Here is a 14,703-nt window from a genome sequence, read left to right on the forward strand (position 1 = left end):
AAAAAAATGAAAAGAGGAGGGGAGGCCGCGCTCCCTGTGTCATGGTGACGTGTTTTTATGCAAAGAGGACTAACGATGTTAACTGCCTGGCATCTTCCCGTTGCGCCGTTTATCGCGCAGCGACAGGATCGGCTCACGGTGACGCTGTGGCTGCGCGGCGAAAACTTACCCGCCCGCGTTGTACTGCGTACCGAGCTGGATAACGAAGAAATTTCCCTCTCCATGCGTCGTTCTGCTCGTGCTCCCCAGCCGGGAGTAGTAGCCTGGCGCGCGGATATCAATCTGAATGAGGGGCAACCGCGCCGCCGCTACAGCTTTAAGCTGCTGTGGGAGGATCGGCAACTGTGGTTCACGCCACAGGGGTTCAGCCGTTTTCCGCCAGCGAAGCTGGAACGTTTTGCCCTGGATTTGCCGGATAACGGCCCGGACTGGGTGGCGGATCAGGTCTTTTACCAGATTTTTCCCGATCGCTTTGCGCGCGGGAAACGCCAACCGATCCATCAGGATAATGTCTATTATCATCATGCCGCCGGGCGGGAGATTGTGCTGCGTGAATGGGATGAGCCGGTTACCGCAGAAGCGGGAGGATCAACCTTTTACGGCGGCGATCTTGATGGTATCAGCGACAAGTTGCCATACCTGAAAACGCTGGGCGTCACCGCGCTGTATCTGAACCCGATCTTTTCCGCGCCCAGCGTGCATAAATACGATACCGAAGATTATCGCCAGGTCGATCCGCAGTTCGGCGGCAACGGCGCGCTGCTGCGTTTGCGGCAGAATACGCTGGAACAGGGGATGCGGTTGATCCTTGATGGCGTATTTAATCATAGCGGCGATTCGCATGCCTGGTTTGATCGCCATAACCGGGGTACTGGTGGAGCCTGCCATAATCCTGAGTCTCCCTGGCGCGACTGGTACAGCTTTTCTGCGGACGGGCATGCGCTGGACTGGTTAGGTTACGCCAGCCTGCCGAAACTGGATTTTCAGTCACAGACGCTGGTTGATGAAATTTACGCGGGTGAAGACAGTATCGTGCGCCACTGGCTGAAAGCACCATGGCATATGGATGGCTGGCGGCTGGATGTGGTGCATATGCTCGGTGAGAACGGTGGCGCACGTAATAATCTGCATCACGTTTCCGGTATTACCCGGGCGGCGAAAGCAGCGCGTCCTGACGCGTATGTCTTCGGCGAGCACTTTGCCGATGCCCGTCAGTGGCTGCAAATGGATGCTGAAGACGCGGCGATGAACTACATGGGCTTTACCAAACCACTGTGGGCATTTCTGGCGAATACCGATCTCTCGTACGATCCACAAAATATTGACGCCCGCACCTGTGTCGCCTGGATGGATAATTACCGGGCGTCGCTTTCCCACCAGCAGCAATTGCGGATGTTTAACCAGCTTGATAGCCACGATACGTCGCGCTTTAAGACATTATTAGGTAAGGATGTGGCGCGCCTGCCGCTGGCGGTGGTCTGGCTGTTTACCTGGCCTGGCGTGCCGTGTATTTATTACGGCGATGAAGTCGGGCTGGACGGCGCGAACGATCCTTTCTGCCGCAAGCCGTTCCCGTGGGATAAACGTCAACAGGACACTGAACTGCTGGCGCTTTATCAGCGGATGGCAAAACTACGTCATCGCAGCCAGGCACTGCGTCACGGCGGCTGTCAGGTGATTTATGCCGAAGATAATGTGGTGGTATTTGTTCGTGTGCTAAAGCAGCAGCGTGTGCTGGTGGCGATTAACCGGGGCGAGTCCTGTGAAGTGGTGGTCGGTGATCCGCCGTTACTCCACGTTAAAGCATGGCACCTGAAAGAGGGGAAAGGGACGTTTGAGAAAGAGGTACTGACGCTGCCTGCGGTTTCTGCGTCGGTGTGGATGGGGAACTAACGCGTTTTATCACCTTGCCGGGTAGCGGTCGCGCGTTATCCGGTCACCCTATCAGTTGATAATGTCTTTGAAATACATCACAAATCAAGACATTTCAGGCGGCAAAAAACGACGCATGATTGGCTATTTTTTGCTGGCGACAAGGTTCGCTAAAAAGCTCACCGTATCGGCAATATCCCTTTTAATTGCGTAATACGGAGCAAAAAATGTCAGACTTGCAGGAGTGGCAAAAACTTGCCAACAAGGAACTCAGCCGACGGGAAAAAACCGTTGAGTCGCTGGAAAGACAGACGGCGGAAGGGATCAATATCAAGCCGCTGTATACCGAAGCCGATCTCGAGAATCTGGAAGTGACCGGTACGCTTCCCGGCCTGCCGCCTTATGTACGCGGGCCGCGCGCCACCATGTATACCGCGCAGCCGTGGACCATCCGCCAGTACGCCGGTTTCTCTACCGCCAAAGAGTCTAACGCCTTTTACCGCCGCAACCTCGCCGCCGGGCAAAAAGGGTTGTCTGTTGCCTTCGATCTCGCCACCCACCGTGGCTACGATTCCGATAACCCACGCGTGGCCGGCGACGTCGGCAAAGCGGGCGTGGCGATCGATACCGTTGAAGATATGAAGGTGCTCTTCGATCAGATCCCGCTGGATAAGATGTCGGTTTCGATGACCATGAACGGCGCGGTGCTGCCGGTGATGGCATTTTATATCGTTGCCGCCGAAGAACAGGGGGTGACGCCGGAACAGCTTACCGGGACGATTCAGAATGATATTCTGAAAGAGTACCTGTGCCGCAATACCTACATTTACCCGCCGAAGCCTTCCATGCGCATTATTGCCGACATCATCGCGTGGTGTTCAGGCAATATGCCGCGCTTTAATACCATCAGCATCAGCGGCTATCACATGGGCGAAGCGGGTGCTAACTGCGTACAGCAGGTGGCATTTACGCTGGCCGACGGCATTGAGTACATCAAGGCTGCACTGTCTGCCGGACTGAAAATTGATGACTTCGCCCCGCGGCTGTCGTTCTTCTTCGGCATCGGCATGGATCTGTTTATGAATGTCGCGATGCTGCGCGCCGCGCGTTATCTGTGGAGCGAAGCAGTAAGCGGCTTTGGGGCGACCAATCCCAAGTCGCTTGCCCTGCGCACCCACTGCCAGACCTCCGGCTGGAGCCTGACCGAGCAGGACCCGTACAACAACGTCATTCGCACCACCATTGAAGCGCTCGGTGCCACGCTTGGCGGTACCCAGTCTCTGCATACCAACGCCTTTGATGAAGCGCTTGGCCTGCCCACTGACTTCTCGGCACGCATCGCCCGTAACACCCAAATCATCATTCAGGAAGAGTCAGAGATCTGCCGCACGGTCGATCCGCTGGCTGGCTCCTATTACGTGGAATCGTTAACCGATCAAATCGTCAAGGAGGCACGTAAGATCATCGGGCAAATTGATGAGGCTGGCGGGATGGCGAAAGCGATCGAAGCGGGACTGCCGAAACGAATGATTGAAGAAGCGTCCGCCCGTGAACAGTCGCTTATCGATCAGGGCAAGCGCGTTATCGTCGGCGTGAACAAGTACAAGTTGGAGAAAGAAGACGAAACCGCAGTGCTGGAAATTGACAACGTGAAGGTGCGCAACGAACAGATCGCCTCGCTGGAGCGTATCCGCGCCACTCGCGATGACAGCGCCGTGAAAGCCGCGCTGCAAGCGCTGACCCACGCCGCGCAGCATAATGAAAATTTGCTGGCCGCCGCCGTCAACGCCGCCCGCGTACGCGCCACGCTTGGCGAGATTTCGGATGCGCTGGAAGCAGCATTTGACCGTTACCTGGTACCAAGCCAGTGCGTCACCGGAGTCATTGCGCAAAGCTACCATCAGTCCGATAAATCAGCCAATGAGTTTGACGCTATTGTGGCGCAAACCAAACAGTTCCTGACGGAACACGGTCGCCGTCCACGTATCCTGATCGCCAAAATGGGCCAGGACGGCCACGATCGCGGAGCCAAAGTGATCGCCAGCGCCTATTCCGATCTCGGTTTCGATGTCGATCTGAGTCCCATGTTCTCGACCCCGGAAGAGATCGCCCGTCTGGCGGTGGAAAACGATGTCCACGTGGTCGGCGCATCGTCGCTGGCGGCGGGGCATAAAACGCTGATCCCGGAACTGGTAGATGCGCTGAAAAAATGGGGACGCGAAGATATCTGCGTCATTGCTGGCGGCGTTATCCCGCCGCAGGATTACGCCTTCCTGCATGAGCGGGGCGTCGCAGCGATCTACGGCCCCGGCACGCCAATGCTGGAAAGCGTACGTGATGTGCTGATGCGGATTAGCCAGCATCATGATTAACGAAGCCACGCTGGCAGACACCGTGCGGCGGTTACGTTTGGGCGAGCGGGCCACGCTCGCCCAGGCCATGACGCTGGTAGAAAGTCGGCTTTCACGTCACCAGGCGCTAAGCACACAGTTGCTGGATGCCATTATGCCGTTTAGCGGCAACGCGCTGCGTCTGGGGATCACCGGTACGCCGGGGGCCGGAAAAAGCACCTTTCTGGAAGCCTTTGGCATGTTATTGATCCGCCAGGGCTTAAAGGTGGCAGTAATTGCCGTCGATCCCAGCAGCCCGGTCAGCGGCGGTAGCATTCTTGGTGATAAAACCCGGATGATCGAACTGGCACGATCGGATGCGGCCTTTATTCGTCCGGTGCCTTCCAGCGGCCACCTGGGCGGCGCATGTCTGCGTGCGCGTGAACTCATTCTGCTATGCGAAGCGGCAGGTTTCGACGTGGTCATCGTTGAAACCGTCGGCGTGGGGCAGTCGGAAACGGAAGTCGCCCGGATGGTGGACTGTTTTGTGTCACTGCAAATTGCAGGCGGCGGCGACGATTTACAGGGGATTAAAAAAGGCATCATGGAGATGGCGGATCTGATCGTCATTAACAAGGATGACGGTGAAAACCATACCCATGTTGCCATCGCCCGTCATATGTATGAGAGCGCACTGCATATTTTGCGCCGCAAGTATCAAGAGTGGCAGCCGCAGGTTCTGAGCTGTAGCGCGCTGGAAAAACGCGGCATCGAGGCCGTCTGGCACGCTATCTGCAACTTCAGAACGGTGCTTACCGCCAGCGGCCGACTCCAACAGGTGCGCCAGCAGCAGTCGGTGGACTGGCTACAAAAACAGACTGAAGAAGAGGCGCTGCGCCTTCTGTTTGCCCGCGCCGATTTTGAGCGTTTCTATCAGCAGACACAACAGGCGGTTAAAAACCACAGCCTCTCGCCGCGCACCGGCCTGCGCCAGATCAGCGAATTTATCCAGAATCATTACTTTGAACAAAGAGATTAATATGTCTTATCAATACGTTAACGTTGTCGTCATTCATAAAGTAGCCGTTATTGAATTTAACTACGCCCGCAAACTCAACGCGCTCAGTAAGGTGTTTATCGACGATCTGATGCAGGCGCTCAGCGATCTCAATCGCCCGGAAATTCGCTGCATTATTCTGCGCGCGCCCAGCGGCGCGAAAGTATTCTCTGCCGGGCATGACATTCATGAACTCCCCACCGGTCGGCGCGATCCGCTCTCGTATGACGATCCGCTGCGCCAGATCACCCGTATGATCCAGAAGTATCCCAAACCGGTGATCTCGATGGTCGAAGGCAGCGTCTGGGGCGGCGCGTTTGAGATGATCATGAGTTCCGATCTGATCATCGCCGCCAGCACGTCCACCTTCTCGATGACCCCTGTCAACCTTGGCGTGCCGTATAACCTGGTCGGCATTCACAACCTGACCCGCGACGCCGGTTTCCATATTGTCAAAGAACTGATTTTCACCGCCTCGCCGATTACCGCCCAGCGCGCGCTGGCGGTCGGTATTCTTAACCATGTGGTAGACGTCGAAGAGCTGGAAGATTTCACGTTGCAGATGGCCCACCACATCTCCGAAAAAGCGCCGCTGGCGATAGCGGTCATCAAGGAAGAACTGCGGGTGCTCGGCGAAGCGCACACCATGAATTCCGATGAGTTCGAGCGCATCCAGGGGATGCGCCGCGCGGTTTACGATAGCGAGGATTACCAGGAAGGCATGAGCGCGTTTATGGAAAAACGGAAACCTAACTTCGTCGGCCATTAATGACGCCGACTCAAGGAGTGCACAATGAAACGGATGAGCGCCGATGAAGCTGCGCAGATGATTCAGCATGACCAGATGGTGGCGTTCAGCGGGTTCACGCCCGCCGGTTCGCCTAAAGCGCTGCCAGCGGTGATCGCCCGCCGCGCCAGCGAACTGCATCAGGCACAGAAGCCTTTCCAGATACGATTACTGACCGGAGCGTCAATCAGCGCCGCTGCCGATGATGCGCTGGCAGAAGCCGACGCCATCTCGTGGCGTGCGCCTTATCAGACCGCTGCCGGCCTGCGGCAAAAAATCAATCAGGGAAAGGTGAAGTTTGTCGACCTGCACCTGAGCGAAGTGGCGCAGATGGTCAACTACGGTTTCTTTGGCGATATTGACGTGGCGGTGATTGAAGCCTCGGCGATTACGCATGACGGGCGGGTCTGGCTCACCAGCGGGATCGGCAATGCGCCGACCTGGCTGCAACGGGCCAAAAAAGTGATCATCGAACTGAATCACTACCATAACCCGCGCGTTGCCGAGCTGGCGGATATCGTGATCCCCGGCGCGCCGCCGCGGCGCAACAGCGTTCCTGTCTTTCATGCTATGGATCGGGTAGGCACTCGCTATGTGCAGATCGATCCCAGCAAAATTGTCGCCGTGGTGGATACCGAACTGCCCGACGCCGGAAATGTGCTCGATAAAAATAATCCCACCTGTCAGCAAATTGCCGATAACGTGGTGACGTTCCTGCTCGACGAGATGGCGCACGGGCGCATCCCGCCTGAATTTCTGCCGCTGCAAAGCGGCGTGGGCAACATCAACAATGCGGTGATGGCGCGGCTGGGTGAAAATCCGGATATTCCGTCGTTTATGATGTATTCGGAAGTATTGCAGGAGTCGGTGGTTCATCTGCTGGAAACGGGGAAAATCACCGGCGTCAGTGCTTCCAGCCTGACCGTATCCGCCGATTCATTGCGCAAAATCTACGACAATATGGATTTCTTCGCCAGCCGCATCGTGCTGCGCCCGCAGGAGATTTCCAATAACCCGGAAATTATCCGGCGTCTGGGCGTTATCGCCCTGAACGTGGGGCTGGAATTTGATATTTACGGCCACGCCAACTCGACGCACGTCGCCGGGGTGAATCTGATGAACGGCATCGGCGGCAGCGGCGATTTTGAGCGTAATGCCTATCTCTCCATCTTTATGGCACCGTCCATTGCCAAAGACGGGAAGATTTCGACCATCGTGCCGATGTGCAGCCATGTCGACCACAGCGAGCACAGCGTAAAAGTGATCATTACCGAGCAGGGTATCGCCGATCTGCGCGGGTTATCACCGCTACAGCGGGCTCACGCGATTATCGATAACTGCGCGCATCCGCTATATCGGGACTATTTGCATCGCTATCTGGCGAATGCTTCCGGCGGACACATTCATCACGATCTCAGCCATGCTTTTGATCTACACCGCAACCTGATCGAGCACGGTTCAATGCTCGGCTAGTCAGCCATACCGTCACGATCTTCAGTAATATGCTGAAGCATCGTGGCGGTATATCGATGATTTTTCAGCGAATAGAGATACTCCTGCATATACATCGGATTACCGGGAGCGTCAAAATACTTCAGCTTCGCCGGGTTCACCAGGCGCCAGGCAAAGTAAGGAATAACCGTCAAAAATTGTCCTCGCTCCACGGCGCTGATTTTGGCCATAAAGCTGTAGGGACGATAGATAATCGTTGGATTTATCCCGCAGGGGCGCATCCAGGCGTCCAGCATTGCTTCAAAATTGGCCCGGTTCTGGAAGCGCATTTGTAGCCAGGGCAGTTCACGCAACAGATCCTGCGGCAGTCTCTCTTCATAGCGACGGGAAACCAGAAACCCCAGACGCAGCGGCGACAGTTCGCTGATGGTCAGATTTTCCAGCTTCTGCACGCGAGCTGAAACATGCTGAGGGGAGATAATAAAATCAAGCTGGCGATCGAACAGGTTATCAATCACTCCGTTCTCGCTGAACTCGACGGCCTGGGTGGTGACACCATCATATTTATCGCCGAGGCTGATAAGCTGATCGAAAATAATCGTCGGATACGTGTTGTCGATGCCAATAACGATGTTGCGCGAGCGGTGCGCGGCGTGGTGAATGTCGTTATCGATGGCCGATAAGCGCTGATAAATAGGAAACAGCTTCTGATATAACTCCTGTCCGGCTTTATTCAGACTGATGCTGTTATCTTTGCGGGTAAACAGCGTATAGCCTATTTGATCTTCCAGCGCCGCAATACTTTTGCCGAAGGGGGATGCGGTCATGTGTATTTTCTCTGCGGCTCTGGCAATATTGTTAGTCTGCGCCAGCAGGATGAAATTACGCATCTTTTTTGAAATAAAAATATCCATAGCTACCTCATATCAATCGCTATGGCATATCCTCATGTGGCGAAAAAAAACACTGGATGTGGCGTCTCACTTTTACAGTTACTCACAGAATAGCAGCATCGGGAATAGAATAATCTGAAGGAATCATAACTCCTGCCGCTTTGCCTGCGCCATCATCCGCGGGTAAAACTGCCAGAACAGCGTTTCCAGCTTCTCATAATGCGCATCCAGATCGTGCCAGGAATCGCGTAGTGCATCAAGCCGTGGGCGGCGGCTGGCCATGCCGTTCAGTACGTTTTGAATAAACGCCATATCGCGATAGCGCTCCAGCCAGCGTTCGGACCAAAGATACTGATTGAGATTAACAAAACGCGGCGGCGAGTCGGGCAGTATCATGCCGATCTGCGCCTCGGCGTAGTTTATAAATTCCGCCAGCGGCAGATCGGGTGACACTTTTTCCCAGTGGCGGGAGAGAAAATGATCCCACATTACGTCCAGGGTAATCGGAGAAACCCGGCGCGTTTGAGGACGAAACCACTCCCGCGCGAGTTTCACTTCCGGCAGATTATCGGTCATCACATCAATACGCCGATGCATAAAAATACCGTCCACGACCGCCTGCGGATAAAGTGATTGCGGATTACCGCGCACGAAATCTGCCAGTAAATTTCCAGACAGCGAACTGTCAGCGAGGTGGGCGAGGTGCAGGTGAGCAAGAAAATTCATGGTTTGTTGCTATCTCCGGCAGGGTAAAGGTTGCAGGGAAAACGCCCCGGCACTAGACTACCCGCTTCTTTATTTGTCCTGGTTACTGTCATGCGCCTTGCCGATTTTTCCTTTGAACTCCCCGAATCCCTGATTGCTCATTATCCGCAGCCTGAGCGCAGCGCATGTCGCTTATTATCGCTGGACGGGCCGACAGGAGCGCTGACGCATGGTACTTTCACCGATTTGCTCGACAAGCTCAACCCTGGCGATCTTCTGGTCTTTAACAACACGCGGGTGATCCCGGCACGGTTGTTTGGCCGTAAAGCCAGCGGCGGCAAGATTGAAGTACTGGTTGAGCGCATGCTGGATGATAAACGTATTCTGGCACATATTCGCGCCTCAAAAGCGCCGAAGCCCGGCGCGGAGCTGCTGCTCGGTGACGACGAAAGCATTCAGGCCACAATGACTGCCCGTCACGATGCGCTGTTTGAAGTTGAGTTTCACGATGAGCGGCCGGTGCTGGATATCCTCAACGCCATCGGCCACATGCCGCTGCCGCCGTATATCGACCGACCGGATGAAGACGCCGACCGCGAACTGTATCAGACCGTCTACAGCCAGAAGCCGGGTGCGGTCGCCGCGCCAACTGCCGGTCTGCATTTTGATGAGCCGCTGCTTGAGCGCCTGCGCAGTAAAGGCATTGAGATGGCCTTTGTCACCCTACACGTGGGAGCCGGGACGTTCCAGCCGGTGCGGGTCGAGAGCATCGAAGATCACATCATGCACTCTGAATATGCCGAAGTGCCGCAGGAGGTGGTCGATGCGGTGCTGGCGGCGAAAGCGCGCGGTAACCGGGTGATTGCGGTGGGGACGACCTCGGTACGCTCGCTGGAAAGCGCGGCGCAGGCGGCAAAAAACGACCTGATTGAACCGTTCTTTGGTGATACGCAAATCTTCATTTACCCGGGGTATCACTACAAGGTCATTGATGCGCTGGTCACTAACTTCCATCTGCCGGAATCCACGCTGATCATGCTGGTCTCGGCATTTGCGGGTTATAAACACACCATGAACGCGTATCAGCAGGCGGTTAACGCCGAATATCGCTTTTTTAGTTATGGCGATGCCATGTATATCACGTACAATCCGTCGGCGATTAATGAACGTGTCGGGGAATAATGCCGCGACATAAGCTTTTCACGTCGGACTGTTTTTCCGGCGTACTGGAGAAAAAATGAAATTCGAACTGGATACCACCGACGGACGCGCTCGCCGTGGCCGCCTGGTGTTTGATCGTGGCGTAGTGGAAACGCCTGCGTTTATGCCGGTGGGCACCTACGGCACCGTCAAAGGCATGACGCCGGAAGAAGTTGAAGCGACCGGCGCGCAAATCATTCTCGGTAATACGTTCCACTTGTGGCTGCGCCCGGGCCAGGAAATCATGAAGCTGCACGGCGATCTGCACGATTTTATGCAGTGGAAAGGACCCATCCTGACCGATTCCGGCGGCTTCCAGGTTTTCAGCCTTGGTGATATCCGTAAGATCACCGAGCAGGGCGTGCATTTCCGCAATCCGATCAACGGCGATCCGATCTTCCTCGATCCGGAAAAATCGATGGAAATCCAGTTCGATCTCGGCTCTGACATCGTGATGATTTTCGATGAGTGTACGCCGTATCCGGCGGACTGGGACTATGCAAAGCGCTCGATGGAAATGTCGTTACGCTGGGCGAAACGCAGCCGCGACCGTTTTGACAGTCTTGGCAACAAAAACGCGCTGTTCGGCATCATTCAGGGCAGCGTTTACGAAGATTTACGCGATATCTCGGTCAAAGGTCTGGTGGAGATTGGCTTTGATGGCTACGCTGTCGGCGGACTGGCGGTAGGGGAGCCGAAAGCCGATATGCACCGGATTCTGGAGCATGTTTGCCCGCAGATCCCGGCCGATAAACCACGCTACCTGATGGGCGTCGGCAAACCGGAAGATCTGGTTGAAGGCGTGCGTCGTGGTATCGATATGTTTGACTGCGTAATGCCAACGCGTAATGCCCGCAACGGCCACCTGTTTGTGACTGAGGGCGTGGTGAAAATCCGTAACGCGAAGTATAAAAGCGATACTGGTCCGCTTGATGCTGAGTGTGATTGCTACACCTGTCGCAATTATTCACGTGCCTACTTGCATCATCTTGACCGTTGTAACGAAATACTGGGCGCGCGTCTCAATACCATTCATAACCTGCGCTACTATCAGCGTTTAATGGCTGGTTTACGCAAGGCTATTGAAGAGGGTAAATTAGAGAGCTTCGTCACCGATTTTTACCAGCGTCAGGGGCGACCCGTACCACCTGTAAACGTTGATTAATTTTAATAATGAGGGAATTTGAATGAGCTTTTTTATTTCTGATGCGATAGCAGCACCAGGCGGCGCTGGTCAGAGCAGCCCGATGTCTTTGATTCTGATGCTGGTGGTTTTTGGTCTGATTTTTTACTTCATGATCTTACGCCCTCAGCAGAAGCGGACCAAAGAACACAAAAACCTGATGAGCTCGATTGCCAAAGGTGATGAAGTGTTAACGAACGGTGGTCTGGTGGGTCGCGTCACGAAAGTGGCAGACAGCGGCTATATTGCCATCGCGCTGAACGACACCACGGAAGTGGTTATCAAACGTGATTTCGTAGCTGCCGTTCTGCCGAAAGGCACGATGAAGGCGCTGTAATTTTTTGATTTCCCAAAGGGAACTGCCGTGTTAAACCGTTATCCTTTGTGGAAGTACATTATGCTGGTCGTCGTGATTGTCGTCGGCCTGCTTTACGCACTTCCCAACCTGTATGGTGAGGATCCGGCTGTTCAGATCACTGGCGTGCGCGGCGGCGTCGCCAGTGAAGAAACGCTGATCCAGATCCAGAATACATTACAAAAAGATAAAATTACCGCGAAGTCTATGGTGCTGGAAGAGGGCGCTATCTTAGTACGCTTTGACTCCACGGATACCCAACTGCGTGCCCGTGAAGCGCTGGTTGACGTGCTAAGCGATAAATACGTCGTGGCGCTTAACCTTGCTCCGGCCACCCCGCGCTGGCTGGCGGCCATCAAAGCTGAGCCGATGAAGCTGGGTCTCGACCTGCGTGGCGGCGTTCACTTCCTGATGGAAGTGGATATGGACACGGCGCTGGGTAAACTTCAGGAACAGAATATTGACGGCCTGCGCAGCGATTTGCGCGAAAAAGGCATTCCGTATACTACCGTTCGCAAAGAAAATAACTACGGCCTGAGCATTACTTTCCGTGATGCATCTGCCCGTGATGAAGCCGTTTCTTATCTGAGCAAACGTCATCAGGACCTGGTGATTTCCAGCCAGAGCAGCAATGCGCTGCGTGCCGTGATGACCGATGCGCGGTTGAGCGAAGCCCGTGAATACGCGGTCCAGCAGAACATCAATATTCTGCGTAACCGTGTTAACCAACTGGGCGTTGCAGAGCCAGTCGTTCAGCGTCAGGGTGCCGACCGGATCGTCGTAGAGCTACCGGGGATTCAGGATACCGCACGCGCGAAAGAAATTCTTGGCGCGACCGCAACGCTGGAATTCCGTCTGGTCAATACCAACGTCGATCAGGCTGCTGCCGCATCTGGCCGCATACCGGGTGATTCCGAAGTGAAGCAAATGCGTGAAGGCCAGCCGGTCGTGCTGTTCAAGCGTGTGATCCTCACCGGTGACCATATCACTGACTCCACCTCAAATCAGGATGAGTACAACCAGCCGCAGGTTAATATCTCGCTTGACAGCGCTGGCGGTAACATCATGTCTAACTTCACCAAGGACAATATCGGTAAACCGATGGCGACCCTGTTTGTGGAGTATAAAGACAGCGGTAAGAAAGATGCTAACGGTCGCTCGGTACTGGTGAAGCAGGAAGAGGTGATTAACGTTGCCAATATCCAGTCTCGTCTGGGTAACAGCTTCCGTATTACCGGTATTAACAACCCGAATGAAGCCCGTCAGTTGTCATTACTGCTGCGTGCCGGTGCGTTGATTGCGCCGATTCAGATTGTGGAAGAACGTACCATCGGCCCAACCCTGGGGATGCAGAACATTAAGCAGGGTCTGGAAGCGTGTCTGGCAGGTTTGGCCGTCTCCATTCTGTTTATGATCGTCTTCTATAAGAAGTTTGGCCTGATTGCGACCAGCGCACTGGTGGCGAACCTGGTGTTGATTGTCGGGATTATGTCGCTCCTGCCGGGGGCAACGTTGAGTATGCCAGGCATCGCGGGGATCGTCTTAACCCTTGCGGTGGCGGTTGACGCCAACGTACTGATTAACGAACGTATCAAAGAAGAATTGAGCAACGGGCGTACAGTTCAGCAGGCGATCAACGAAGGCTATGCGGGCGCGTTTAGTTCCATCTTCGATGCGAACATCACCACGCTGATTAAAGTGCTGATCCTGTACGCTGTCGGTACCGGGGCAATTAAAGGGTTCGCGATCACTACCGGTATTGGTGTGGCGACGTCGATGTTTACCGCGATTGTCGGTACGCGTGCCATCGTAAACCTGTTGTATGGCGGCAAACGCGTCAACAAGCTGTCAATCTGAGGAGTGCGATGTGGCACAGGAATATACTGTTGAACAACTGAACCACGGCCGTAAAGTCTATGACTTTATGCGCTGGGACTACTGGGCTTTCGGCATTTCAGGGCTATTGCTGGTGGCGGCCATTGTCATTATGGGCGTGCGCGGCTTTAACTGGGGTCTCGACTTCACCGGTGGTACCGTTATTGAAATCACGCTGGAAAAACCGGCTGATATGGACGTGATGCGCGAAGCGCTGCAAAAAGCGGGTTTTGAAGAACCGCAGTTGCAGAACTTCGGCAGCAGCCACGACATCATGGTACGTATGCCACCAACCGAAGGTGAAAGTGGTGGTCAGGTACTGGGCAGCAAAGTACTGAGTGTGATTAACGAGTCCACGAGCCAGAATGCGGCCGTTAAGCGTATTGAGTTCGTTGGCCCAAGCGTGGGTGCCGATCTGGCGCAAACCGGCGCGATGGCGCTGATGGTGGCGTTAATCTCCATCCTCGTGTACGTCGGTTTCCGCTTCGAATGGCGACTGGCGGCAGGCGTGGTTATCTCGCTGGCGCACGACGTGATTATCACGCTCGGGATTTTGTCGTTGTTCCATATCGAAATTGACCTGACGATCGTGGCATCATTGATGTCGGTCATCGGTTACTCGCTGAACGACAGCATCGTGGTATCAGACCGTATTCGTGAAAACTTCCGCAAAATTCGTCGCGGGACGCCTTACGAAATCTTTAACGTGTCGCTGACCCAGACGCTGCACCGTACCTTGATTACCTCAGGGACAACGTTAGTGGTTATCCTGATGCTGTACCTCTTCGGTGGTCCGGTACTGGAAGGCTTCTCGCTGACAATGCTGATCGGTGTTTCAATTGGTACCGCGTCGTCCATCTATGTTGCTTCAGCGCTGGCGCTGAAACTCGGTATGAAGCGCGAGCATATGCTCCAGCAGAAAGTCGAGAAAGAAGGGGCGGATCAGCCGTCCATTCTGCCGTAAGCAGAACACAAACTGGTATTACGCTCTGAA

The 14,703-nt window shown here is 54.7% G+C and carries 11 protein-coding genes and 1 pseudogene; 10 read left to right on the forward strand and 2 right to left on the reverse strand.

Features of this window, described 5'->3' with window-relative positions:
• The first annotated feature begins 75 nt into the window (after positions 1-75).
• The 5 genes and pseudogenes from malZ to scpC form a co-directional block, all read left to right on the forward strand.
• Complete coding sequence (malZ, locus tag CHU32_RS07335; protein ID WP_103674862.1) at positions 76-1,893, forward strand: maltodextrin glucosidase; 1,818 nt, start codon at positions 76-78, stop codon at positions 1,891-1,893.
• Between the two features lie 206 nt (positions 1,894-2,099).
• The gene (scpA, locus tag CHU32_RS07340; protein WP_103674863.1) at positions 2,100-4,244 is read left to right on the forward strand and encodes a methylmalonyl-CoA mutase; all 2,145 of its coding nucleotides are present in this window, start codon (positions 2,100-2,102) and stop codon (positions 4,242-4,244) included.
• Positions 4,237-5,241, forward strand: a complete 1,005-nt coding sequence (gene meaB / locus CHU32_RS07345; RefSeq protein ID WP_103674864.1) for a methylmalonyl Co-A mutase-associated GTPase MeaB — start codon at positions 4,237-4,239, stop codon at positions 5,239-5,241. The genes scpA and meaB overlap by 8 nt, the downstream gene beginning before the upstream one ends.
• 1 nt (position 5,242) lies before the next feature.
• Positions 5,243-6,028 carry a methylmalonyl-CoA decarboxylase gene (gene scpB, locus CHU32_RS07350; protein ID WP_103750818.1) on the forward strand — a complete coding sequence of 262 codons (786 nt, stop codon included), beginning with the start codon at positions 5,243-5,245 and terminating at the stop codon, positions 6,026-6,028.
• Between the two features lie 18 nt (positions 6,029-6,046).
• Positions 6,047-7,519 (forward strand): annotated as a pseudogene (gene scpC / locus CHU32_RS07355) (succinyl-CoA:acetate CoA-transferase ScpC); the annotation flags it as partial.
• Here scpC and srsR read toward each other — a convergent pair.
• Positions 7,516-8,412 carry a LysR family transcriptional regulator SrsR gene (gene srsR / locus CHU32_RS07360; RefSeq protein WP_103674867.1) on the reverse strand — a complete coding sequence of 299 codons (897 nt, stop codon included), beginning with the start codon at positions 8,410-8,412 and terminating at the stop codon, positions 7,516-7,518. The pseudogene scpC and the gene srsR overlap by 4 nt on opposite strands.
• 123 nt (positions 8,413-8,535) lie before the next feature.
• Positions 8,536-9,117 (reverse strand): ACP phosphodiesterase, encoded by a 582-nt coding sequence (gene acpH, locus CHU32_RS07365; RefSeq protein WP_103674868.1) that lies wholly within the window; start codon positions 9,115-9,117, stop codon positions 8,536-8,538.
• Positions 9,118-9,207: 90 nt separating this feature from the next.
• Here acpH and queA point away from each other — a divergent pair, with 90 nt between their 5' ends.
• From queA to secF, 5 genes are read left to right on the forward strand one after another with little or no spacing between them, the layout of a single operon-like run.
• A complete protein-coding gene (gene queA, locus CHU32_RS07370; protein WP_103674869.1) occupies positions 9,208-10,278 on the forward strand; it encodes a tRNA preQ1(34) S-adenosylmethionine ribosyltransferase-isomerase QueA in 1,071 nt (356 codons plus the stop codon).
• A 55-nt stretch (positions 10,279-10,333) separates the two neighbouring features.
• Entirely contained in the window at positions 10,334-11,461 is a 1,128-nt protein-coding gene (gene tgt / locus CHU32_RS07375) for a tRNA guanosine(34) transglycosylase Tgt (protein WP_103674870.1), read from the forward strand.
• 22 nt (positions 11,462-11,483) lie between these two features.
• On the forward strand, positions 11,484-11,816 hold the full coding sequence (gene yajC, locus CHU32_RS07380; protein WP_103674871.1) for a preprotein translocase subunit YajC: 333 nt from the start codon (positions 11,484-11,486) through the stop codon (positions 11,814-11,816).
• A gap of 27 nt (positions 11,817-11,843) precedes the next feature.
• Positions 11,844-13,691 carry a protein translocase subunit SecD gene (gene secD / locus CHU32_RS07385; RefSeq protein WP_103674872.1) on the forward strand — a complete coding sequence of 616 codons (1,848 nt, stop codon included), beginning with the start codon at positions 11,844-11,846 and terminating at the stop codon, positions 13,689-13,691.
• A 10-nt stretch (positions 13,692-13,701) separates the two neighbouring features.
• Positions 13,702-14,673: a protein translocase subunit SecF gene (gene secF / locus CHU32_RS07390; RefSeq protein ID WP_103674873.1), complete on the forward strand. Its 972-nt coding sequence runs from the start codon at positions 13,702-13,704 to the stop codon at positions 14,671-14,673.
• The last annotated feature ends 30 nt before the right edge of the window (positions 14,674-14,703 follow it).

Source organism: Superficieibacter electus, assembly GCF_002915575.1.
In the GTDB taxonomy this organism is placed as follows: domain Bacteria; phylum Pseudomonadota; class Gammaproteobacteria; order Enterobacterales; family Enterobacteriaceae; genus Superficieibacter; species Superficieibacter electus.